20 protein-coding genes are annotated in these 21,934 nt (G+C 42.3%); 19 read left to right on the top strand and 1 reads right to left on the bottom strand.

Annotation, left to right across the window (positions count from 1 at the left end):
• Nucleotides 1–463: 463 nt before the first annotated feature.
• The 19 genes from AO498_RS07625 (at nt 464) to AO498_RS07535 (ending at nt 20,286) form a co-directional block, all read left to right on the top strand.
• The gene (locus AO498_RS07625; RefSeq protein ID WP_067545521.1) at nt 464–1,561 is read left to right on the top strand and encodes a chorismate mutase; all 1,098 of its coding nucleotides are present in this window, start codon (nt 464–466) and stop codon (nt 1,559–1,561) included.
• A gap of 80 nt (nt 1,562–1,641) precedes the next feature.
• The gene (gene aroB / locus AO498_RS07620) at nt 1,642–2,685 is read left to right on the top strand and encodes a 3-dehydroquinate synthase (RefSeq protein WP_067545518.1); all 1,044 of its coding nucleotides are present in this window, start codon (nt 1,642–1,644) and stop codon (nt 2,683–2,685) included.
• A gap of 12 nt (nt 2,686–2,697) precedes the next feature.
• Nucleotides 2,698–3,930, top strand: coding sequence for a 3-phosphoshikimate 1-carboxyvinyltransferase (locus AO498_RS07615; RefSeq protein ID WP_067545516.1), 1,233 nt, complete (start codon nt 2,698–2,700; stop codon nt 3,928–3,930).
• Nucleotides 3,927–4,751, top strand: a complete 825-nt coding sequence (locus tag AO498_RS07610; RefSeq protein ID WP_067545514.1) for a prephenate dehydratase — start codon at nt 3,927–3,929, stop codon at nt 4,749–4,751. The genes AO498_RS07615 and AO498_RS07610 overlap by 4 nt, the downstream gene beginning before the upstream one ends.
• On the top strand, nt 4,748–5,896 hold the full coding sequence (locus AO498_RS07605; protein ID WP_067545510.1) for a pyridoxal phosphate-dependent aminotransferase: 1,149 nt from the start codon (nt 4,748–4,750) through the stop codon (nt 5,894–5,896). The genes AO498_RS07610 and AO498_RS07605 overlap by 4 nt, the downstream gene beginning before the upstream one ends.
• Nucleotides 5,897–5,903: 7 nt before the next feature.
• Entirely contained in the window at nt 5,904–6,752 is an 849-nt protein-coding gene (locus AO498_RS07600; RefSeq protein ID WP_067545508.1) for a prephenate dehydrogenase, read from the top strand.
• A gap of 324 nt (nt 6,753–7,076) precedes the next feature.
• The gene (locus AO498_RS07595) at nt 7,077–7,718 is read left to right on the top strand and encodes a Kelch repeat-containing protein (protein WP_236778651.1); all 642 of its coding nucleotides are present in this window, start codon (nt 7,077–7,079) and stop codon (nt 7,716–7,718) included.
• Complete coding sequence (locus AO498_RS17315; RefSeq protein ID WP_236778650.1) at nt 7,631–8,041, top strand: Kelch repeat-containing protein; 411 nt, start codon at nt 7,631–7,633, stop codon at nt 8,039–8,041. Before AO498_RS07595 ends, AO498_RS17315 begins: the two co-directional genes overlap by 88 nt.
• Before the next feature lie 76 nt (nt 8,042–8,117).
• Nucleotides 8,118–9,422 (top strand): APC family permease, encoded by a 1,305-nt coding sequence (locus AO498_RS07590; RefSeq protein WP_067545505.1) that lies wholly within the window; start codon nt 8,118–8,120, stop codon nt 9,420–9,422.
• Nucleotides 9,423–9,990: 568 nt separating this feature from the next.
• Nucleotides 9,991–10,857, top strand: coding sequence for a cation diffusion facilitator family transporter (locus tag AO498_RS07585; protein ID WP_067545502.1), 867 nt, complete (start codon nt 9,991–9,993; stop codon nt 10,855–10,857).
• A 385-nt stretch (nt 10,858–11,242) separates the two neighbouring features.
• On the top strand, nt 11,243–12,727 hold the full coding sequence (locus AO498_RS07575) for a DarT ssDNA thymidine ADP-ribosyltransferase family protein (RefSeq protein WP_067545495.1): 1,485 nt from the start codon (nt 11,243–11,245) through the stop codon (nt 12,725–12,727).
• On the top strand, nt 12,724–13,404 hold the full coding sequence (locus AO498_RS07570; RefSeq protein WP_067545492.1) for a DUF6939 family protein: 681 nt from the start codon (nt 12,724–12,726) through the stop codon (nt 13,402–13,404). The genes AO498_RS07575 and AO498_RS07570 overlap by 4 nt, the downstream gene beginning before the upstream one ends.
• A gap of 11 nt (nt 13,405–13,415) precedes the next feature.
• Nucleotides 13,416–14,906, top strand: a complete 1,491-nt coding sequence (locus AO498_RS07565; protein ID WP_067545489.1) for a hypothetical protein — start codon at nt 13,416–13,418, stop codon at nt 14,904–14,906.
• 1 nt (nt 14,907) lies between these two features.
• Nucleotides 14,908–15,543, top strand: a complete 636-nt coding sequence (locus AO498_RS07560) for a hypothetical protein (protein ID WP_148660200.1) — start codon at nt 14,908–14,910, stop codon at nt 15,541–15,543.
• 292 nt (nt 15,544–15,835) lie between these two features.
• Nucleotides 15,836–16,564 carry a carbon-nitrogen hydrolase family protein gene (locus tag AO498_RS07555; RefSeq protein WP_067550335.1) on the top strand — a complete coding sequence of 243 codons (729 nt, stop codon included), beginning with the start codon at nt 15,836–15,838 and terminating at the stop codon, nt 16,562–16,564.
• A 145-nt stretch (nt 16,565–16,709) separates the two neighbouring features.
• Complete coding sequence (locus AO498_RS07550) at nt 16,710–17,255, top strand: REP-associated tyrosine transposase (RefSeq protein ID WP_067545483.1); 546 nt, start codon at nt 16,710–16,712, stop codon at nt 17,253–17,255.
• 324 nt (nt 17,256–17,579) lie between these two features.
• The gene (locus AO498_RS07545; RefSeq protein WP_067545480.1) at nt 17,580–18,872 is read left to right on the top strand and encodes a M20/M25/M40 family metallo-hydrolase; all 1,293 of its coding nucleotides are present in this window, start codon (nt 17,580–17,582) and stop codon (nt 18,870–18,872) included.
• A 304-nt stretch (nt 18,873–19,176) separates the two neighbouring features.
• Nucleotides 19,177–19,608, top strand: a complete 432-nt coding sequence (locus tag AO498_RS07540) for a VOC family protein (RefSeq protein WP_148660199.1) — start codon at nt 19,177–19,179, stop codon at nt 19,606–19,608.
• Nucleotides 19,609–19,707: 99 nt separating this feature from the next.
• Entirely contained in the window at nt 19,708–20,286 is a 579-nt protein-coding gene (locus AO498_RS07535; protein WP_067545474.1) for a YdeI/OmpD-associated family protein, read from the top strand.
• Between the two features lie 264 nt (nt 20,287–20,550).
• On the opposite strand, the gene AO498_RS07530 is transcribed toward AO498_RS07535, so the two are convergent.
• A complete protein-coding gene (locus AO498_RS07530; RefSeq protein WP_067545471.1) occupies nt 20,551–21,747 on the bottom strand; it encodes an acetate/propionate family kinase in 1,197 nt (398 codons plus the stop codon).
• Between the last annotated feature and the right edge of the window lie 187 nt (nt 21,748–21,934).

The following is a 21,934-nucleotide window of genomic DNA, read 5'->3' as shown; positions in this document are numbered from 1 at the left end:
TTAAAGCACAGAATGAATCAAGGCCGATGTTTAATGTATTTACCCATACGTCTTTATTTCCAGTGACACCCAAGAAAGAATTACACCCCATCTCAATCTCGATATAAAAATTTTTTTAAGGTATTATATCAAAATTTAATTCTGATTTAAGCTTACAATTCAATAGATGATTATAAAATCATTGCTGAAAAATGTGCTAATTGAAATATTTGCAAACTTTTCACCTTTTCAATTAAAACTCTTCAATAATTTCTCTGAAAAATAATTTTGGATTTAAAAAATCACCTCCTACATTTACGGCATGTTAATCACAGCCGCAATCTATTTTACTTTCTTTTACTTTTACTTTCGAAAGCAAAATCGAATCGGAGCTGTGTATTGTCTAGCCAAAAACTAAAAGAAAATAAAACACAAAAGCCCGATTCGAAAGAGTCGGGCTTTTTTCATTTAAACGCTCAGTACTATGAAGCCACACAAACAGATTAAAGATTGGGGATTAGGACTCACCACCCCGCTGATCATCGCAGGTCCTTGTTCCGCAGAAACTCCCGAGCAAATCGAGCAGATCTGCAAAGAGATGAAAGAAGAAAACATGGTTCCTCAACTCTTCAGAGCGGGGATTTGGAAACCTAGAACAAGACCAGGATCATTTGAAGGAGTAGGTGAAGAAGGTCTTAAGTGGATGGAAATTGTTCGTCACCACCTGAATATCCCAATCACTGTAGAAGTGGGAAATGCTGCTCACGTGGAGCTTGCGCTAAAACATAAAGTAGATGTACTATGGATCGGTGCTAGAACTACCGTCAATCCATTTGCAGTTCAGGAAATTGCAGAAGCACTTCGAGGTGTAGATGTACCGGTAATGATCAAGAATCCAATGAATCCGGATCTTGAATTGTGGATTGGAGCACTTGAAAGAATGTATGCAGTTGGAATTGATAAGCTTGCTGCCATTCACCGTGGATTCTCAGATGCTTACGATAAGCGCTTCAGAAACAAACCAAATTGGTCAATGCCTATCCACCTTAAGCGAGAGTGGACAGGAATGGAAGTAATCAACGATCCATCTCACATCGTGGGACGAAGAGACGGTTTGCTAGAAGTAGCTCAGAGCGCAATGAACTTTGGATTGGATGGGTTGATGATCGAAACTCACCACGATCCTGACAAAGCTTGGTCTGATGCCAAGCAGCAAGTTACTCCAGCTCGTCTGAAAGAAATGATCGATTCGATCGACTTCAAACAACCGTTGGAAAACATGAAGCCAGACGAGAAGCTTCAGGATTTAAGACGTGCAGTGGATCATTTAGACGATCAACTATTGGATATTCTCCAAGAAAGATTTGCAGTAATCGATCAGATCGGCGCTCATAAAAGAGAACACCACTTGACCGTATTCCAGTCAGACCGTTGGAAAGAAGTGATGGAATCACGCACTCAAAAAGGAGTGAAAAAACACCTGAGCGAAAAATTCATGAAAGAGTTATTGTATTCTATCCACGAAGAATCGGTGAAACGCCAAGAAAAACAACTTCGTGAGGCAGAACCAATTAAAAAATAAATCTGCTCTTCAACTTAGGAAGGCTATCCCAATCGGGATTGCTTTCCTAATTTTAGTTTATTCAACCAACCGGCCGCCTCGTGGAACCCGTCATTTTCTCAGCTGATATCAAGCAAACTCTATCCAGCCTGGTTTCCCAGCTTTCTTTTTCCAGATTAGTCGTACTGACTGATCAAAACACCCAGCACCATTGCCTTCCGATTATTCAAGAAATTTTACCTTCTGAAACCGTATTCATCTCTGTTTCTGCTGGAGAAATTCATAAAAATCTGGACACCTGCTCTTTGATTTGGAATAGGATGACGGAAGAGGCCTTGGACCGAAAGGCGCTGATGTTAAATCTGGGAGGCGGAGTCATCGGTGATATGGGAGGCTTTTGTGCGAGCCTTTACAAAAGAGGCGTCCGATTTATCAATTGCCCCACTACCCTACTTTCACAAGTGGATGCAAGTGTGGGTGGAAAGCTTGGAATCGACTTCAAAGGACTGAAAAACCACCTCGGCGTATTCAATGAACCCGAAACGGTAGTTATCGCCCCTGAATTCCTAAAGACTTTACCCCAAGCCGAACTTCGATCCGGCTATGCAGAAATCATCAAACACGGATTGATTCGGGATAAAGCCTATTTCAAGAAACTTCAAGCTCAAAACTGGGAAAACCAAGATTGGGAAAGTCTGATCCGCCATTCGGTGGGAATCAAAAAGGCTGTAGTAGATGCAGATCCAAAAGAAAATGGGCTACGCAAAATCCTCAATTTTGGACATACCATTGGACACGCCTTTGAATCCTATTTTTTGGATACAAGCAATCACCTGCTACATGGTGAGGCCATTGCCCTAGGAATGATTGCTGAAGGTTTTCTATCCTTTGAAAAAGTCGGGCTTTCCTACGAAGATTTTCAGGAACTCTCCCAGTTCCTCTTGAGAGTTTACGGCAAAGTAAACTTCTCTCTCCACGAGTTGGATCCTATCCTGGACCTTTGTCTCCAAGACAAAAAAAATGAAGGTCAGACACTGCTTTTTTCCCTGCTTGAATCCATTGGGAATTGCACCTTTAATATCCCTGTGACTCGCGAAGAAATCAAAAACGCGATTCATTACTACCACCAATTGCCACAAGCCTAGAAGAAATTTACCATGCATATCCTTCGACTTGCCCAAAAAAGCGAATTCGATTCCTTATCCATTCCTCTTCCTTCTTCCAAAAGTGAATCCAACCGCGCTTTGGTGATCGATGCCCTGACTTTGGGAAAAAATGAAATCACCAACCTCGCCGAAGCTCGTGATACCCAAACCATGATTCGCTTGCTGGAAACGAGTCCGCCGGTTTTTGATGTGCTCGACGCAGGTACCACCATGCGTTTTTTGACCGCTTACACGACGGTGACAAATCAAAAAAAAGTCATGACTGGTACTGCTCGCATGTGCGAACGTCCCATCGGCATCTTAGTTGATGCTCTTCGGGCAATTGGTGCAGATATTCATTACCTTAATCGGGAAGGCTACCCTCCACTAGCTATCCATGGACTTCCAAAACAGACTACTAACCAAGTCAAAATCCGCGGGGATGTATCCAGCCAATACATTTCTGCCATGCTGATGATTGCTCCGATCTTGCCTTTGGGCTTGGAAATCGAGCTCGAAGGCAAAGTAGGAAGTCGAACTTATATCGAGATGACGCTCGATTTGATGGCTCAATTCGGAATAAACTATACTTGGGAAGGAAACAAAATCCATGTCCCTCATCAAGCCTACACCCCTACCCGATTTGCAGTGGAAAGCGACTGGTCCGGGGCAAGCTATTGGTTCAGCCTATTGGCTTGTGGTGATTCAGGCGAGTTATTTTTAGAAGGATTAAAAGAAAATAGTCTCCAAGGGGACTCGGCTATTGTCGATATTATGGATCATTTGGGTGTAAAATCCACCTTCCAAACTGGAGGTGTACTTCTCCAAAAACAAGCTGTAAAAGGCTTGAAAAACTGGGATTTCACCCATTGTCCAGACCTTGCTCAAACCGTCGCAGTGACTTGCGCGATCTTGGGACAAAACGCCAAATTCACCGGATTAGAAAGTCTTCGAATCAAAGAAACCGACCGGATTTACGCCTTGCAGCAGGAATTGGCCAAGTTTAACGCAGAACTTAAGGAAATCGAACCGGAAGTATTCCAAGTCATTCCTTCCGTGACTATGCCACACCAAGTGCAGATTCACACATATGACGATCACCGAATGGCCATGGCATTTATGCCTCTTTTGACCAAAACAGAAGTGCTGATTGAGGAGCCAGACGTGGTCAATAAATCCTATCCAAGTTTTTGGAAGCATGTGGCTCTGACAGGAGTCCAAGCTGATAACCTGACAGAGGCATGAGCTTAAGAATCGCCATACAGGGAGTTCCGGGATCTTTTCACCATCAAGTGGCTCTAAAAAACTTTGGGCTGGATTCCGAAATTTTAGCTTTTAACACCTTCGAACCGGTAGCCAAATCAGTGGCAATTGGAGAAGCGGATTTTGGTGTGATGGCTATTGAAAACTCAATTGCCGGAGCTATCCTTCCCAATTACGATTTGATCGATCGGTTCGGCCTGTTTATTCGAGACGAGTATTATTTACCGATAGCCCATCAACTGATGGCCTTGCCTGGACAACAGATTCAGGAAATTTTCGAGGTTCGCTCTCACCCGATGGCTTTGCTACAATGCAAGGTATTTTTAGCAAAGCACCCTCATATTCAACAATTCGATGATGTAGATACTGCGTCTGTAGCGAAGCGGATTTCTGAAGAAAAGCTAACCGGACTTGCCGCGATCGCCAGTGAAATCGCAGCAGATATTTACGGGTTGGAGATTTTGGCCCGAGACATTCAGACGGTAAAGGATAATTTTACCCGCTTTATCATTTTACAGAAGGAAAAGGTCCAACCCTCTACCCTTCCCAATAAAGCTTCCTTCAAAATCACGATAAGAAATGAAGCAGGAGGTTTAGCCAAATTGCTCACTTTGTTGGCAGAAAAGGGATTGAACTTAAGTAAAATCCAATCGATTCCTGTGATGGAAAAGCCTTGGGAATACGCCTTTTTTATCGATGCTGAATTCGGAGATTACAACCAATTCAGGGAAGCAATGGACTTGGTTATCAAGGATTTTGGAGATTTAAAAATATTTGGAGAATACAGCAGCAGAAAAGGATGAAGGGATTTGCAAACAGAATCAATAGTGTCGAAGAATATTACTTTTCGGCCAAACTCCGGGAAGTCAACCAGCTTATTGCCGAGGGCAAACCCGTGATCAATTTGGGTATTGGTTCGCCTGATTTAGCTCCTGATCGTTCTGTAATTGACGCCTTAAAAAATACTGCTGAGAATGCGCAAGCCCATGGCTACCAAAGCTATCAGGGAATCCCTGAATTGCGGATTGCGATGGCTTCGTTTTATCACCGGGAGTTTGGAGTTGAGCTGGTTCCCAACAAAGAAATCCTGCCCTTAATGGGCTCCAAAGAAGGAATCATGCACATCAGCATGGCCTTTTTAAATCCTGGAGATCAGGTCTTGATCCCTAATCCAGGCTATCCTACCTACACCTCGGTAACTCGGTTGTTGGAAGCCGAACCCATCTTTTACTCCATGGATTTGGAGCAAAAAGGAAGACCCAATCTCGAGGAGCTAGCGCAAAAAGATCTGTCCAAGGTCAAATTGATGTGGATCAATTATCCTCACATGCCAACGGGAGCTGCAGGTTCAATGGAAATCCTGACTGATTTGGTGGCTTTTGCCCAAAAGCATGCTATCATACTCGTCAATGACAATCCTTACAGCCATATCCTGAATCCAGAGCCTTTGAGTGTTTTGAGTATTCCTGGAGGAAAAGACGTCGCTTTGGAACTCAACTCACTCAGCAAAACTTTCAATATGCCGGGTTGGCGAGTAGGAATGCTCTGCGGTAGAGCTGATTTTGTCGATGCGGTATTGAAAGTCAAGTCCAATATGGACTCAGGCATGTTTTTGGGACTTCAGAAAGGAGCAATTGCAGCCCTTTCTTTAGGAAGAAATTGGTTTGCTGACCAAAACGAAATCTACACCAATCGCAGAAAGCTCGTTTGGAAACTGGCTGATCTTCTCGGCCTCAGCTACGACACTCAGTCCACCGGTCTTTTTGTCTGGTGTAAAGTCAACGGAGAGAAATCACCAGAGGAACTTGTCGATTGGCTTCTTTACGAAAAAAATATCTTTATCACCCCAGGAAAAATCTTCGGTTCAGAAGGGAACAACTACGTGCGTTTTTCGCTCTGCATGCCTGAATTCAAAATCTTGGAAGCTATCAACCGTATCAAACCTTAACCCTGTTATGCAAAAAATACACATCATCGGACTAGGACTATTGGGAGGATCTTTTGGTCTCGGCGCTCGTCAGAAATTCCCTGAAATCAAAATCACCGGTCACGATACCAACCCACAAAACCTGAAGGACGCCTTAACTTTAGGCATCATTACCGAAGCCAAAGAAACACCTGATGCAGACACCGACTTGGTAATTTTGGCAACTCCTGCTGATACCTTGGGAGATCTTTTACTTCAGGTCTTGGATCAGGTTGGCGAACAGACTTTGGTATTTGATCTAGGTTCGACCAAAGCAAAACTTTGTGCGCTGATGGCTGACCATCCGAAGCGAAAACAATACTTAGCCTCTCACCCGATTGCAGGAACTGAGTATTCTGGACCTAAAGCTGCCTTCGCAGACCTCCTCGACCGCAAAGTCATCATTATCTGCGAACTCGAGAAGACAGATCTTCATCTGAAAGAAAAAGCATACAAACTCTTCGATGCGCTAAATCTGAAATTACGATTTATGGATCCTGAAGAGCATGACCGCCATTTGGCATTCGTATCACATCTTTCCCATGCTTCTTCCTTTATGCTGGGACAGACCGTTCTTCAAAAAATGCAGGACGAAAAAAACATCTTTGATATGGCGGGATCTGGTTTTGCCTCTACCGTACGACTAGCTAAGTCAAGCCCTGCGATGTGGGCACCGATTTTCACTGAAAACAAAGAAAATGTACTTGCCGCCTTGGATGGGTTTATTGAAAACTTGACCGACTTCAGGAACAAAATCGCTGCTGAAGACACCCAAGGATTGTATGATAAAATGGCCGAGATCAATAAAATCCGGGATATCTTGGATTTAGGAAAATAGACGATTTCGGATTTCGGATTTAAGTTTGATAACCACGGAGCAATTCGTGGTTTACTTTTTTGAACTTTTAGAGTTCCCACAGATTTTCACGGATCATGTCACAGATTTGCACTGATACTTTTTTTAGCTTTCATACTTATTGATAATAATCTATCTGTTGACTTGCGCCGAAAAATCCACTGATAGCTGCATACTTGAAAAAGCATGTGCTTATCGATGAAATCGATCATAATATCAGTGATAATCTGTGAATTCATCTGTGGAAATCTGTGAGAAACAAATCTTTTTAATCGCCTATCTTAGCCCAACCCAAAATCAAAACCTATGAAACTCAGCGTAACCTTCCTCTTTCTCCTCTTTTCCACTGTTCTTTTTGCACAAGATAACTGGTCCATTGTCCATCCCGAAAATGAAGCAACTCCAAAACACGAAAGCTCATTTGTTGCTTGTAATGGAAAACTTTATTCCTTGGGCGGCAGATGGCAGCGCCCCGTGGAAGAATACGACCCAGCAACCAACACCTGGTCCAAGGTGGCAGATGCTCCTATGGAAATCAACCATTTTCAAGCAGTGGATTACAAGGGGGAAATATGGATTCTTGGTGCTTTTACAGGTGGCTATCCGCACGAGACACCTATTCCAACTGCCTTGATTTTCAATCCTGAAACCAAATCATGGAGAGAAGGTCCTAAAATGCCAGAAGGAAGATTAAGAGGTTCTGCAGGGATAACAGTTTGGAATGAAAAAATTTATGTCGTCTGTGGAATTCAAGACGGGCATTGGGATGGATTCGTGGCTTGGTTTGACGAGCTCGATCCTAAAACTGGAAAATGGACTTCCCTCGCAGATGCTCCACAAGAGATCATATCAGTGCTGCCATGGTCGGCGACCGATTGTATCTTGCCGGCGGTCGAACTTCCCACGCTAAAATTGGCCGCGTCATTGACACGACTATTAAGGAGGTAGATTATTACGATTTCAAAACCCAAACCTGGCATACCATCGAAAATGGAATTCCAACCGAACGAGCAGGGACTTCAAACCTTGGAATTGGTCCCTACTTGGTGGTCATGAATGGGGAAAGTGGGGTGCAGACCCCGGCACATGCTGAAGTCGAAGTGCTGGATACGCGAACCCATACTTGGACTGCCCTTCCCAACTTGAACCAAGGGCGACACGGAACCGGAACGGCTTATTTAAATGGGAAAATATGGGTTCAGGCCGGTTCAGCCAACCGTGGCGGTGGTCCAGAAATTAGCACTATGGAAGTATTGGAGTGGAGAAAATAAATCCAACCTAAAACAGAAATCCCTTTCCTTCGAGAGGGATTTCGTTTATTTTCCAAACTCAATTCAAACTGCATCAGTGTCCACAGTCAACAACTCTAATCAATCTTCTGAAGAAAAACTTCCCCGAAACCTCGGTCTTTGGGGCATTTGGATGCTGGTGGTCAATGGCCTGATTGGTGCAGGAATTTTTGGATTACCAAGCGGAGCAGCGGCTTTGGCCGGGGAATACAGTGTGTTGGTGTATGCGTTCTGTGCGGTTTTGATTTTACCGGTGATTTTAAGTTTTGCGGAGCTAGGGAGCTACTTCCGGGGAACAGGTGGTCCCATTCGATACGGAACATTAGCTTTTGGACCTTTCATTGGATTTCAAGGAGGTTGGCTGTACTACTTGGCACGGTTGATTTCATTTTCTGCCAATACGGTTTTGCTCACAGATTCAATCGCCTATTTTATCGATGGAGCTGGAGAAGGATCCGGCCGATTAGTTTCCTTAGCAGTGATCTGCATTGGCTTAAGTCTGATCAATGTCATAGGTTCTACGGAGTCCATTCGATCGATGACCCTCTTTACAGTGATCAAATTTGCCGTTTTGATTCTCCTACCTGTGGGAGGATTTATCCTGCTTGGCCCTTCGGTAATTCCAAACTTCGATTCTCCCCTACCTCCTGTATCGGATTTGGGAGCAGCAGCATTGCTTTTGATTTATGCTTTTGTGGGGTTTGAAGGTGCGGTCGTACCAGCAGGCGAGGCAAAACGTCCAGAGCGAGATATGCCTTTGGGTCTATTGCTTGGATTGGCGGTGGTGGCAGTGCTGTACATGCTGATTCAGGTCGTTTCTCAAGCCGCGGTGCCAACGATCGCAGCGTCAAAAACTCCGCTTTTGGATGTGTCCGCCACGCTTTTTGGAAGTCCGGGGGCGGTGATTTTGATGATTGGGGTGGCTGCTTCGGTCATTGCTAATCTGATCAGTTCCATGTTTTCTGCAACTCGGGTCACGTATGCACTTTCCTTGGAAAAGTCATTGCCCCGCTGGTTTGGGGAAGTTCATCCGAAGTTTTTAACCCCAGCCAATTCCGTGATTTTCTTCGGTTTGGCAGCATTTCTTCTTTCAGCATTTGGGTCATTTACCGCCTTAGCAGCCATGACGGTCCTTTCCCGATTGTTCCTGTTTATCATGAGTTGCGCAGCAATTCCTAAACTCAGACCGCAGTTTCGTGGGGAAGGTCGATTCATTTTGAAAGGAGGCTACCTGATTCCCGTTTTAGGAATTTTGGCTTGTTTGTGGTTGATGATGCAAGTGAGCGAGCGCTCGATTTGGATGACAGCGATCTTTGTGGGAATCGGAACAGGCTTGTATTGGGTTGGGAAAAAGCAGAGTTGATTTTGGAGTTGGGATTTCGGATTTCGGATTTTTTTTCAAAACCTACTTCGCTATTCGACATTCGAGGTTAGGCATTCGTAATTAAAAAATTCCCATCTTCTTTCAGTTAATAAAAAATCAATCGCGGAATGATGAAGATCCCCTTCCCTCACCATCTTGTAAATCCTAATTCGTAACTCCTAATTCCCGCGCCAGTTTGAAGTCCCCAAAAACCTCGTCAATCGTAACTCGTAACTCATAAATCCACCACCTAAATCAAGAACCCAAACCTTCGAGGCTGTCAAAACCTAAAAGGTTATCTGCTTTAAGCAGTCTGAAGACTGCATACAAAAAGGTCCAAGTCTGAAGACTTGAACCAGTGGAGTCAGTGGAGTCAAAAGACTTGAACTAGAATAAGTCCTGAATTAGGAAGGCAATATTGAAGTCCTCAAAAACCTCGTCAATCGTAACTCGTAAATCCACCACCTAAATAAAGAACTCAAACCTTCGAGGTTCTCAAAAACCTCGTAAATCGTAATTCATAACTCGTAACTCATAACTCGTCCATCGTAATTCATACTTTTACCAAATGTCTTCTCCAAACCTCGCCATACGAACCGTCATTTTTAGCATGCTTGGCAATATGGTGCTGGCGGTGATCAAGTTTTTGGGAGGGATTTTTGGTCATTCGTATGCGCTAATTGCAGATGGAATCGAGTCTACGGTTGATATTTTCTCTTCCCTTCTAGTATTGCTTGGCCTTCGCTATGCTGCGCGACCTGCCGATGAAAACCATCCCTATGGACATGGAAAAGCGGAGCCTTTGATCACTTTTGCCGTGGTGGTTTTTCTGGTGCTATCTGCTTTTACCATCGCCTGGCAGTCTATCCAAAATATCCAAACGCCCCATGCCTTACCTGAATCCTGGACGCTATGGGTCTTGGCGGGGATTATCCTTTGGAAGGAAACCAGCTTTCAAGTCGTTCTGCGGCGGAGTAAAAAACTCGGGAGTTCTTCGCTAAAAGCAGAAGCTTGGCATCACCGATCCGATGCGATTACTTCCGTGGCAGCCTTTATCGGGATATCCATCGCACTTTTTGGAGGGGAGGGATTTGAAGTCGCGGACGATTACGCCGCTTTGCTGGCGGTGGGTTTTATTCTGTACAATTGCTATGGGATTTTTAGACCGGCATTGGGTGAGGTGATGGATGAAAACAACCACGATACCTTGGTCGAGGAAATCCGACAAGTTGCCCTCACTGTGCCTGGGGTCAGCGATACCGAAAAGTGCTTTATCCGCAAGGCTGGGATGAAATACCATGTGGACCTCCATGCGCATGTAGATGGGAAACTGACCGTACGGGAAGGGCATGACATCGCTCACGAACTCAAGGATACTTTACGCCGGGAAATTCCTCAGCTAGGCCATGTGCTGATTCATATTGAGCCGAGCTAAAAAATATCCCCCCACTTTTACAGGATTAGTTTGGAAGAAAGGGGATCGGCGTTTATCTTGAAATAGATTTTTAGGGGAAAGCCAATCAGGCATTTTTGGAAAGGAGTAATTCCGAATACCAAAGCCCCAGGAAATCAAAAAAACTAATTGAAAAATACCCGAAACTAGTTTCGTAAAGCATACCTATTTGGATGCATTGCGAAACGGGTTTCGCAAATACAAACGTTACCGGTCATGCTAAAAGACGACAGTGCAACAATAAAACTAAAGGACAAATGAACAGACAAGCCAACGCTTCAGCAAAATCAAAAGAGGTTCAACCCCACCCACAAGGCGACACACAGTTGCACCACATTTGCTTTTGCCCTGACAAACGACCTGAATAATGAAGTTTTTCAAAAAAATATGGACAACTATTAAAATCTTCTTTGTAGGAAAGAAGAAGAAGTCTGATATAAAAGTGTATCAAGACGCAAAGGCAACTATTGAGAAAGGCATAGACAAAGAGGAAATACTAACAAAAGCGTCAAATGCTACTAATGACGAAGAAAGAAAGGAAATTTTAAAACCGCTTATAGAATTTGAAAGTGCGAAACAAATTGTAGAGGTTATTGAACAAGAGCCTGAAATCCTTTCAGAACAAAAACCAACAAGAAAGAGAAAGAAATTATACGACCTACATGAACTAGAAAATGAAATTAAGGTTCTTCAATCAAGTTTATCATTACTTGACCTAAAGAAATCTAGCATAAAAGAAGTTGCTACTCCTGACACTTCATCATTTGACAGCAGGATAGATAAACTGTTCTCTCTTCTAAGTAAAAATAAAATAGACGACAAAGTTGAACTATCAGATTTTACTGTTTCAGCATTTGACAAAGATTTCAAACAACTTGAAAAACTACTACAAGAAAAATCGACTTTAAAAAGACACGGCAACAGAGAGAGAGAAAAGCAAAAGCAGCGTGAAATTTACGAAAGCAACATCAAGAAAGAACTCAACAATCTTGATTCACTCATAGGACAAAATAAACTTGAAGACGCCAAACTACTTGTAAATAGGCTTTCCAAATCTATAAAACCTGACTATAAAAAAGGAGTTGAACGGCTTTCAAAAGCGGTGACAAAACTCAAAGAAAAGGAACTTGAGATTTTCAAAAGACGACAAGCTGAACTATTAAAGCAACAACAAGAAGAAGCAGAAAGAATAAGGATTGCACAAGAGAGAATTTTAGAACAAAAACGTATTCTAAGAGAACAAGAAGAAGCAAGGAAAAGAATTGAGGAATCGAAAAAGTTAGAGAAAGAGAATAAACTAAAAGCACTTTTAAATAAAAAGTCTAATTGGCGTGACTTGAAAAAGGTGCTACAAGAAAATAATATTACAATCTTATACCATTTTACAGACCATTCTAATCTAAAGTCTATCAAAGAAAATGGTGGTTTGTATTCTTGGTATTATTGCGACAAAAATAACATTGTAATACCGATGACAGGAAACAGCTCATTGGGAAGAAGTTTAGACCTTGAATTTGGATTAGAAGACTATGTGCGTTTGAGCTTCATAAAAGACCATCCTATGAAGCACGTGGCAATGAATGAAGGTCGAATTACCAGACCCTATTTACTAAAAGTATCAATTGAAGTTTGCTATTTTGAAAATACAAGATTTTCAGATATGAATGCAGCAGACCGCAGACATACTAACGGAGATTCAGTTGATTTTTTAAGTTCATTAAGGTTTGATTTATTTCATAAAAGATATTTCGATTTGAATCCAATCGAGAAAAAACAGCATCAGGCGGAAGTCCTTGTTAAAACTTGGATACCCGCTGAATTCATCACCAACTTTAATGAAATAGCTTCATGATATACATTGAAAATAAAAAGAAGAAGGAAAAAACATTATTGGCTAAATACCCCAATGCCAAAATTGTTGATGTCACTTCAAAAGCAACAACTGGATTAGTCAAATTAAGTCCGTTTTATCCTCACGGAGATATTCCTATCCCCTTTTCAGAAAACCGCAAAGCAAAATCCGTTGAAGGGATTTGGCAGGCTTTAAAAGTCTTTGAAAGTGCTGACATAGAAGAGGCAATGTTCTCTAATGACACCATGAAAGACATTAAAAGAACTGTCAGAAAATATGGAAAACCTTTGGGGCATCGTAAAGGCGTAAATGGAACTGACTTGCTCAATTATATTGATGCTCGAATACAGATTTATCTTCCGAGTTATTTGTGGGTATTAGAAAACAAGGTTTCTGAAATAATTGAACGACTAAAAGAAGCATCACAAAAAGAGGATATTGTTTTACTTGACTATGAAACTAATTGTGATGTTTTAAACCCGAAAAAACCGCTTTCACATGCTTTTCTCGTGAAGGCATATGTTGAGGGTCATTATCCAAAGGCAACCGACTTGTATAAAGAACTCGAACAGAGGAAACTGAATCCAGTCGAGGAAAAGCCTAAAAAGAAAGCAACTAAACCGAGAACTAAAAAAACTCAAAACAAAAAAGACGACAATCAAACAATCCTATTTTAAAAGCAGAGAACATGACATTTGAGATTATATTCATTTTAGCCCTTGTTGGATTACAAGTATTTGTATTTTTCAACGTATTCTTTAAAATAAAATCGTATCAGCGATTTTTCCCAAGTTCGTTTAAAGAAATACAAATCAAAAAATTCTTTATAACCAAAGTAATTCTAAGTGAACCTGACCAATTTGATAAATACTTGGATTCACTTTCAAATGATGTCCAAATAATTGAGGAATCAGAAGATGCCGAACAGGTCGAGCTTTTGGTTATTCCTAATTCAACAAAAGCGAATCATTCCCACTTTTCAGAGGTAATAAAATCTACTAATGCCTACTTATGCAAAAACAAAGGAGCATCAGCCGACTTTGGTATTTTGAAAGACACCTGCGAAAGACATCTTGAAAAGGTAGACAATGAAATCGGGAATCTCATAAACGTTCCTTTGTATATAGGATTAGCAGGAACATTTGTGGGAATCATTATTGGTTTGTGGGGAATTGATTTTTCTGCAACTACCGAAGGAACGACCACTACAATTTCATCAGCAAGTATTGGACAGTTACTAAATGGTGTTATTGCTGCAATGTTTGCAAGTTTGGTCGGCTTGACTTTTACAGTAATTAATTCAGCTTTGGTTTACAAGCCAGCGGCCTATAAAAATGATACAGACAAAAACCATTACTACGATTTTCTTCAAAGAGAACTACTTCCTTTTTTAAATATTGGTGTTTCTAAATCACTTGGAAGTTTTAAAGATGTTTTAAATCACTTCATCATCAAGTTTGGTGAAAACATGGATGATTATAAGGATTCAGGGCACTTATTAAATGAGAACTTACAAAAACAGCAAACCGTTCTTGAAGAAATAAACAAGTTGAGTTTAACCAGAACTGCAACTAAAATTGCAGAGGTGTTTGCAGACCTTAAAGAATCGGCAGAACACTTAGAAAAATTTCAAGCGTATCAAAAAGGCTTAAATGGTTATGTTGACAAAACAGAGAAAGTTGCCCATGACATGAATATAATCATTGAACAGTTTAAGGACTTCAATGTAAATCTTAAAGCAATAAGCAATAATAGTGTTGCCACAATTGAGTTACAGAAGCAATTCAAAGATTCTTTAGAAAAACACTTCCCTACTATAAACGACCACAGAGAAGTATGGCGAACCCAAGTTGATGAACTTAATCAAGATATCAAAGAGGTTTACAAGGAACTCAATAGTTACTTTAAAACTTCTACTGAGCAAATTCAATCCTTTATTGGCAGTAACAACAACTTTTTCACAGGAATTAATGAAATACAAAATGCCATTAAAATTTTTGTAGAAAACTCATCCATCCAAAAGGATGAATTCAATGTTTTGAAAAATCAAATCGTTGAAATGCGAAATGACTTCAAGGATTCGCAAAAGCAATCAATTGAAACTAATAAGGCTCTTATTGATGCTATTATAGACTTGAAGAAAACCATCAGTAAAATAGAAATCCCAACAGAGAAGTAAAATGGCTAAATCAAACGAGAAAAAAAGAGACTTCTTTTGGTTGAGCTATTCAGACTTAATGACAAGTTTGTTTTTCGTCATGCTTGTTCTCTTTGTTTTGGTTTATACCATGCAAAACAAGATGATTGGTGAACTTGGAGAGAAAGGCAGGGAACTTGACCGAATTAAGGAAATTGAAAAAACAGTTAACAATATTGACACAGCCTACTTTAAGTATGACGCAGAGAACAAAAAGCACATTTTGAACATGCAGTTTTTGTTTCCAAAAGGCAGTTATGACATTTCTAAAATTGTGCCTGACAAACGTTCTGACTTGCTTAAAGCAGGTGATGTAATCAAACAACTCATCTTAAAATATCCAGAGGAAGAAAATATCAAATATTTAATTGTAGTTGAAGGACAAGCATCAAAAGATAATTGGATTGGAAATGACGACCTAAGCTATCACAGAGCCCAGTCGCTAATTAAGTTTTGGGAACAAAACAATGTTGGACTTGACAAATTGAAGAACTGCGAAATAATCGTAGCTGGAAGTGGCGAAAAAGGTATTCCACGGACACAGCCTGACATCGGTAATGCCAACCAAAGATTTTTAATAACAATAGTTCCTAAAATCGGACAAATGAAAAACAAATAGCCTATGCATTTGGTGGCACATTTGCAAAACCGCACAAGCCAACGCTAAAGCCAAGTTTTGCAAAAGAGCCGCCAAGCCAACGCACCAAGACAGAGCAACATGGACAGACAACAACACGATAGAAAAGAAGCACGAACCGGTAACAGCGGTTTTGCAAAAAAGCGGGTTCAGTGGTTAATTGAACATCCTACCTCTCATCAACTTTTGTGCTATATTGACAGTTTTGAGCTCCGAAATCCGCTTCTTCGCAAAGCCGCAAACCGTTAGCGGTAATCTTAAAGACAGACAACACATGAAAATAAGTATCGCACAGACAAGACCAATCAAAGGCGACATTTCAGCAAACATTGACAATCATATAAAATTTATTGAGCTTGCTTCGTCATTAAAAGCAACTTCAATTTTCTTTCCTGAGCTTTCATTGACAAGTTACGAACCTGAACTTGCAAAAACCTTAGCAACAACCCAAGACGATAAAAGACTTGATAGCTTTCAAAAAATTAGCGACACAAAAAAAATAACAATTGGACTTGGCATTCCGACAATAGCAGAAACAGGAATTAAAATCAGTATGGTTATTTTTCAACCCGACAAACCAAGGATTACTTATTCAAAACAACAACTTCATTCAGATGAATTTCCATATTTTATAAGTGGGGATGAACAAGTCATTCTAAACTTAGACAACAAGAAAGTTGCTCCAGCTATATGCTTTGAAAGTTTGCAGCCAAACCATTCTGATACTGTGAATAAACTTGGAGCGGAGATTTATTTAGCAAGTGTGGCAAAATCCCAAAATGGAATTTATAAAGCATTAGCACATTATCCAGAAGTGGCGAAAAAATATTCAATGCCAGTATTAATGTCAAACTGTGTTGGCTTCTGCGACAATTTTTTAAGTGTTGGGCATAGTTCTGTTTGGACAGAAAAAGGTCAATTAGCTGGGCAACTTGACGACCAAAGCGAAGGAATAATTGTATTTGACACTGATACAAAAGAGGTTATTAAACAGACACTATGAGAAAGACTACCGATAACAGCACCTACCCCCTCTGGGAGTAGAATAACTTGATTAGGACTAGGTGTAGTTTGCAAAACACCTTTCTATACCAACAATCCACGACAATAGTCGGGATGTAAATTGCTTCTATCGATAAAATTGTTTTATGGGAGAGGCCTATCAGATACGGGATCAAGAAATGCCCTATTTCCTTACTTTTCAGGTGGTGGGTTGGGCAGATGTTTTTACCCGAAAAGTATATCGGGATTTGATTTTGGAGAACCTTTCTTTTTGTCGCTTAGAAAAAGGCTTATACTTATACGGCTATGTTATCATGAGCAATCATATCCATTTGGTCGTTCAGCAAAAGGAAGGTAAGCTTTCGGATTGGGTACGGGATTTCAAAAAGTTTACAAGCAAAAAATTATTGAAATTGGTTCTAGAAAATCCACAAGAAAGCAGGCGAGAATGGATGAAAATGATTTTTGAGTACCATGCTAAATTTAATAAGCGATCAGGTGATTTGCAGTTTTGGACTCATGACAACCATGCGATTGAATTATATGAGCCAAAAATGATTGAGAGTAGGATGACCTACATCCATCAAAATCCTGTCAGAGCAGGAATTGTCGAAAAGGAGGAAGATTATTTATACTCGAGTCCCAGGAATTATTCTGGTTTGAAGAGTTTGATTGAAGTTGATTATTGGTAATAAAGGTTTCTAAGCCAATTGTATCCCGATAGCTATCGGGATGGTAAGGATATTAGGGTGAAGTTGCAAACTTCACCCAGTCGCAGAATTTATCAGTCAATTACAAATTGAAAGGAATAAAAGAGCGTAGTTACAAACTACGCTCAGCCCCAAAGACCAGGCGTTTTTGTTATTAATCCATTACCACCACCCCAAAACATTGCTCTGCCATCTCCTGCCCCAATCCCTATTTTTAACCCTTTCCTTTCAAAAATTCACCCGATTAATCCGTAGATTTTGGAGTCGGAATTTCTAATATCCGGCATACACCCATTCCCAATTTCTATGAAGTTTACTCTCCTTGCCTTAGCTTGTTTCCTCTTGAGCTTTTCTGGGTTTGCCCAGGTAAAAACATCCGAAGTGAGTTCCCACTATCGCTCCGAAATCCAGGAGCTTTCCGGAAAGCCTTCTGTTCAGGCTGCTTTTGCCGAAATCGACCGACTGAATCCTCAAGGATTGCAAGAATTGATCCTGCTCACGGAAATCCCGGCGCCACCCTTTATGGAAACTGCCCGAGGGAAAAAGTACCAAGAGATGCTGGAGGAAGCCGGAGGAGTCCAAGTTTGGATGGACAGCATCGGCAATGTGCTGGCGCTTCGCAAAGGGACGGTCGGGGAACGAACGGTGGCGCTGGACGGGCACTTGGATACCGTATTTCCGGAAGGAACTGACGTCAAGGTGAAAACCAAAGGCGATACACTTTTTGCTCCGGGAATCGGGGACAATACCCGCGGGCTGGTGGTGGTGCTCACGGTCCTAAGAGCCCTAGAAAAAGCCAAAATCCAGACCAAGGACAACATTCTATTTGTGGCCACGGTTGGGGAAGAGGGAAACGGCGACCTACGCGGCGTGAAGTATCTGATTGATCAAGGAGATGTGAAAATCGATTCCTGGATTTCCATAGATTCAGATGAACCGGGCGGAATTTCCAACCAAGGCACCGGCTCTATCCGCTACAAAGTAACTGTTTCTGGTCCGGGAGGCCATTCCTGGAGTGATTTTGGCTTAGTCAATCCCCACCATGCTTTGGGAAAAATGATCAATTACTTCTCCGATGCCGCAGCTCAGTTTTCAGAAATAGCCAAAACCAAGACCAGTTTCAATGTCGGGAAAATAGGCGGTGGCACCTCTGTCAATTCGATTCCATTTGAATCTTGGATGGAAGTGGACATGCGTTCGGAAGACGATCAAAGTCTCAGCACCATGGATTCCATTTTCAAGGTCTCAATGGAAAAAGGACTTTCAGAATACAACAGCAACCGAAAGACCAGCCCAGTGCTTACTCTACAAGTGGAACGAATCGGATTTAGACCTTCGGGAAAAACCCCCGAGCAATCCCCTTTGGTCCAGCGGTCAATGGCTGCTGTTCAGTCTTTTGGGATACAACCTAGCCTATTTATCATGTCCGGAAATGCGAATTGGCCTATTTCCAAAGGGATCCCTGCCGTGACTTTAAGTTGGGGCGGAAAAGGAGACAATGCCCACGCACTGGACGAATGGTGGTTGGATGAGAAAGGAACCGATGCGATTAAACTTGCCTTGCTCACGGTGGTGGCAGAAGCAGGACTCGACAATTAATTAAGGCAAGGAATCCTAAAACTCCCTCTCGGTGTAAAGAAAGCTGATTAGGCTTAGGCCTAGTCAGTTCCCACTGAGATTAGTATCCATTTAATCATTGAAATTCAGATTAGAGCTGGGTGGGATTTGTAATTCCATCCTAATATTCTACCCCATTTGTAATGCTGTCTCATCTTAGATACAAGGGTCGGTTCAGAGGAAATAAGGCAATTTAGTATCTTCAAGAAAGTTGGAAGAAAAGGAGCTCCTAGAGACCGCCGTCTCCAAGCTAATTCACCTTAACCAAACACTAAAAAACCTCCCTATGCTCCAAACCACCCCATTTCTACTATTTGACGGAAACTGCCGACAAGCCATGAGTTTTTACCAGGAATGTCTGGGGGGCGAACTCACCCTCACCCGTGTGGGAGATACACCGATGAAGGCTCAGTTTCCTGAGGAAAAACACGATCGGATCATCTACGCCCACTTGAAAAACAACCAGATTGAGTTTTCAGCTACCGACTGGATGGCCTCTCCCATGCTGGAACCCAAACCCGGAAATACCTTCAGCATCTACCTCACGGGCGAGAGGTACGAGGAGTTGAAGCCTGTGTTTGACCGATTGGCAGTGGGGGCTGATCGGGAAACTCGACTTTTTATGGAGCTTAACAATGCTCCCTTTGGCGTTTATGGACAATTGACCGATCAATTTGGGGTGTCGTGGATATTCAGAGGAATGAGTCAGGTTGGATAGACTTCGATATCGATCACCTTCAGAAAACAATCTGAACTAAAAACAGTCGGTAATTGAGGCGAGTTATCCTGAAAAATACTCTAAAACTGTCCTCACCTCATGATCCAAACCGACAATTTCCAGAAAGTGGAAGTCACTTCCCAGGAAGAATTACGGCACTGGTTGGAGCAACATCATCAACAAGAAGAATCGGTTTGGTTGGTTACCTATTTGAAAGCAGTTCCTGAAAAGTATCTCTCAAGGGAAGAGGTCTTGGATGAATTGATCTGCTTTGGCTGGATCGATGGCATCCGAAGAAAGCTGGACGAGCGTCGGACGATGCAGCTGATATCTCCTCGAAGAGTACAGCACTGGGCCAAAAGCTATAAAGATTGTGCGGCCAAGTTGATCGAAATGGGAAAGATGCATGAAGTCGGTTTTCGCTCGATTGAGTACTCCAAGCAAGTCGGTCTTTGGGATTTTATGGAAGATGTGGACCGATTGGAAGTTCCTCAGGACCTACAGGACGGACTGGAAAAGGTGCCTGGAGCCAGTGATTTTTTTCATCGCATCAATGACTCCAGTAAGCGCTTTGTCCTCTGCTGGCTCAAACTCGCCAAAACCGAAAAGACCCGAAAGGCCAGAATCCAACAGCTTGCAGAGTTGTCAGGAAAAGGGGAAAAATTGAAAGGGAGCTGAGAGATAAAAATGTTGTAAACTACTCCGTTTCGCTAGCGATTTGCCGCCCATTCCAATTCGAAAATTCTGCGCCAGCAAGGTGGGAATTTTGAGATCCATCCATAAATCTAGCGGTTGAAACCGCTGGCAATCTGGCTGATAAAGGACGCTCCTTTGGAGCTTGTTGTCCTTCAGTCATCGGACTTCAGTCCCCTGACAATCCATCTTCGGTATCCCGTCTTCGATCTTCCAGCTTAGCTAACTTCGGTCATTAATCATCAGACCTTAATCCTCTATCCCGAAGCACTGCCTCGCTATCTCCAACTCTTCATTGGTTGGAATCACCAAAATCTGTACGGATGAAGCGTCAGTTTGAATCGCACGAAGGCCTGTATTGGGCAGTTTGTTCTTTTCCGGATCGAGCTGGATGCCAAGAAAGTCCATCTTCTCACAGACAAATGTTCGGGTAAGTTGGTCATTCTCTCCAACTCCTCCAGTGAAGACGATTGCATCCAGTCCATTCATCGCCGCAGCGAAGGAACCAATGTACTTTTTGATCCGATAGGCATACAGCTGATAGGCCAAAATAGCTTCGGGCTGTCCTTGATGATAGAGTTTGCCGATATCCCGCATATCGCTGAACCCGGTCAAACCGAGCATTCCGCTCTTTTTATTCAGTAAGTTGTTCACCTCATCCAGGGAATAGCCGAGTTCGCGCACCAAGTAAAAAATCACTGACTGATCGATATCTCCCGCTCGTGTCCCCATGATCAGCCCGTTCATAGGACCTAATCCCATACTCGTATCCATGCATTTTCCTCCTTCCACTGCGGCCATGCTACAGCCATTACCGAGGTGGATGGTGATGACTTTGGAGTCAGACTTCTGCAAATACTCCCCTGCCCGCTCACTGACATACTTATGACTCGTGCCGTGGAATCCATAGGCCCGAATGCCATGGTTAACATACAGGTCATTCGGAATTGACATTCGATAGGCCTGTGCAGGCATGCTTTGGTGGAAAGCCGTATCAAACACCGCGATCTGTCGGGCATGAGGAAAAATACTTTCCGCCACCTCTATTCCCAGGTAATTAGCGGGATTGTGCAATGGGGCTAAGGGGAAAAGGGCCTTGATTTTGGCCTTGATCTCTGGAGTAATGACTTGGGTGGAAGCGAATTTTTCTCCTCCATGCACCACCCGATGCCCGACCACCTCCACCTGTGAAGGATCGGAAATTACGCCCACCTCTGCATTAGTCAACAAACTGGCAACTTCTGTCAATCCTACCGAATGATGGGGAACAGGAATTTCCAACACCTTTTTCACTTCTCCCTGTGGTAAAAATGACTTGTGCTCCACCTTGGAACCTTCCTGCCCAATCCGATCCACGAGCCCCGAACAAAGGACTTTTGCCTCAGGCATGGAAATGAGTTGGTACTTGATTGAGCTACTGCCAGAATTGATAACGAAGACGTTCATGGTTGAAAAGACGGAAGATAGGAGACAGAAGACGGAAGATTAATTGTCGGATGACCGATGTCTGATGTCGGGTGTCGGGTGTCCGGCGACCGATGTACCGGTAAATACAAGCTATTTGTTGATGATACGATTTTCATTTCATGGAGAAAAGCCAAGATTAAGATTTCAACCTTTACTCTTAAGAAGA

The organism is Algoriphagus sanaruensis (assembly GCF_001593605.1).
GTDB classification, from domain to species: Bacteria; Bacteroidota; Bacteroidia; order Cytophagales; family Cyclobacteriaceae; genus Algoriphagus; species Algoriphagus sanaruensis.
The sequence above is the reverse complement of the archived record's forward strand: the minus strand, read 5'-3'. Positions and strand labels throughout refer to the sequence as shown.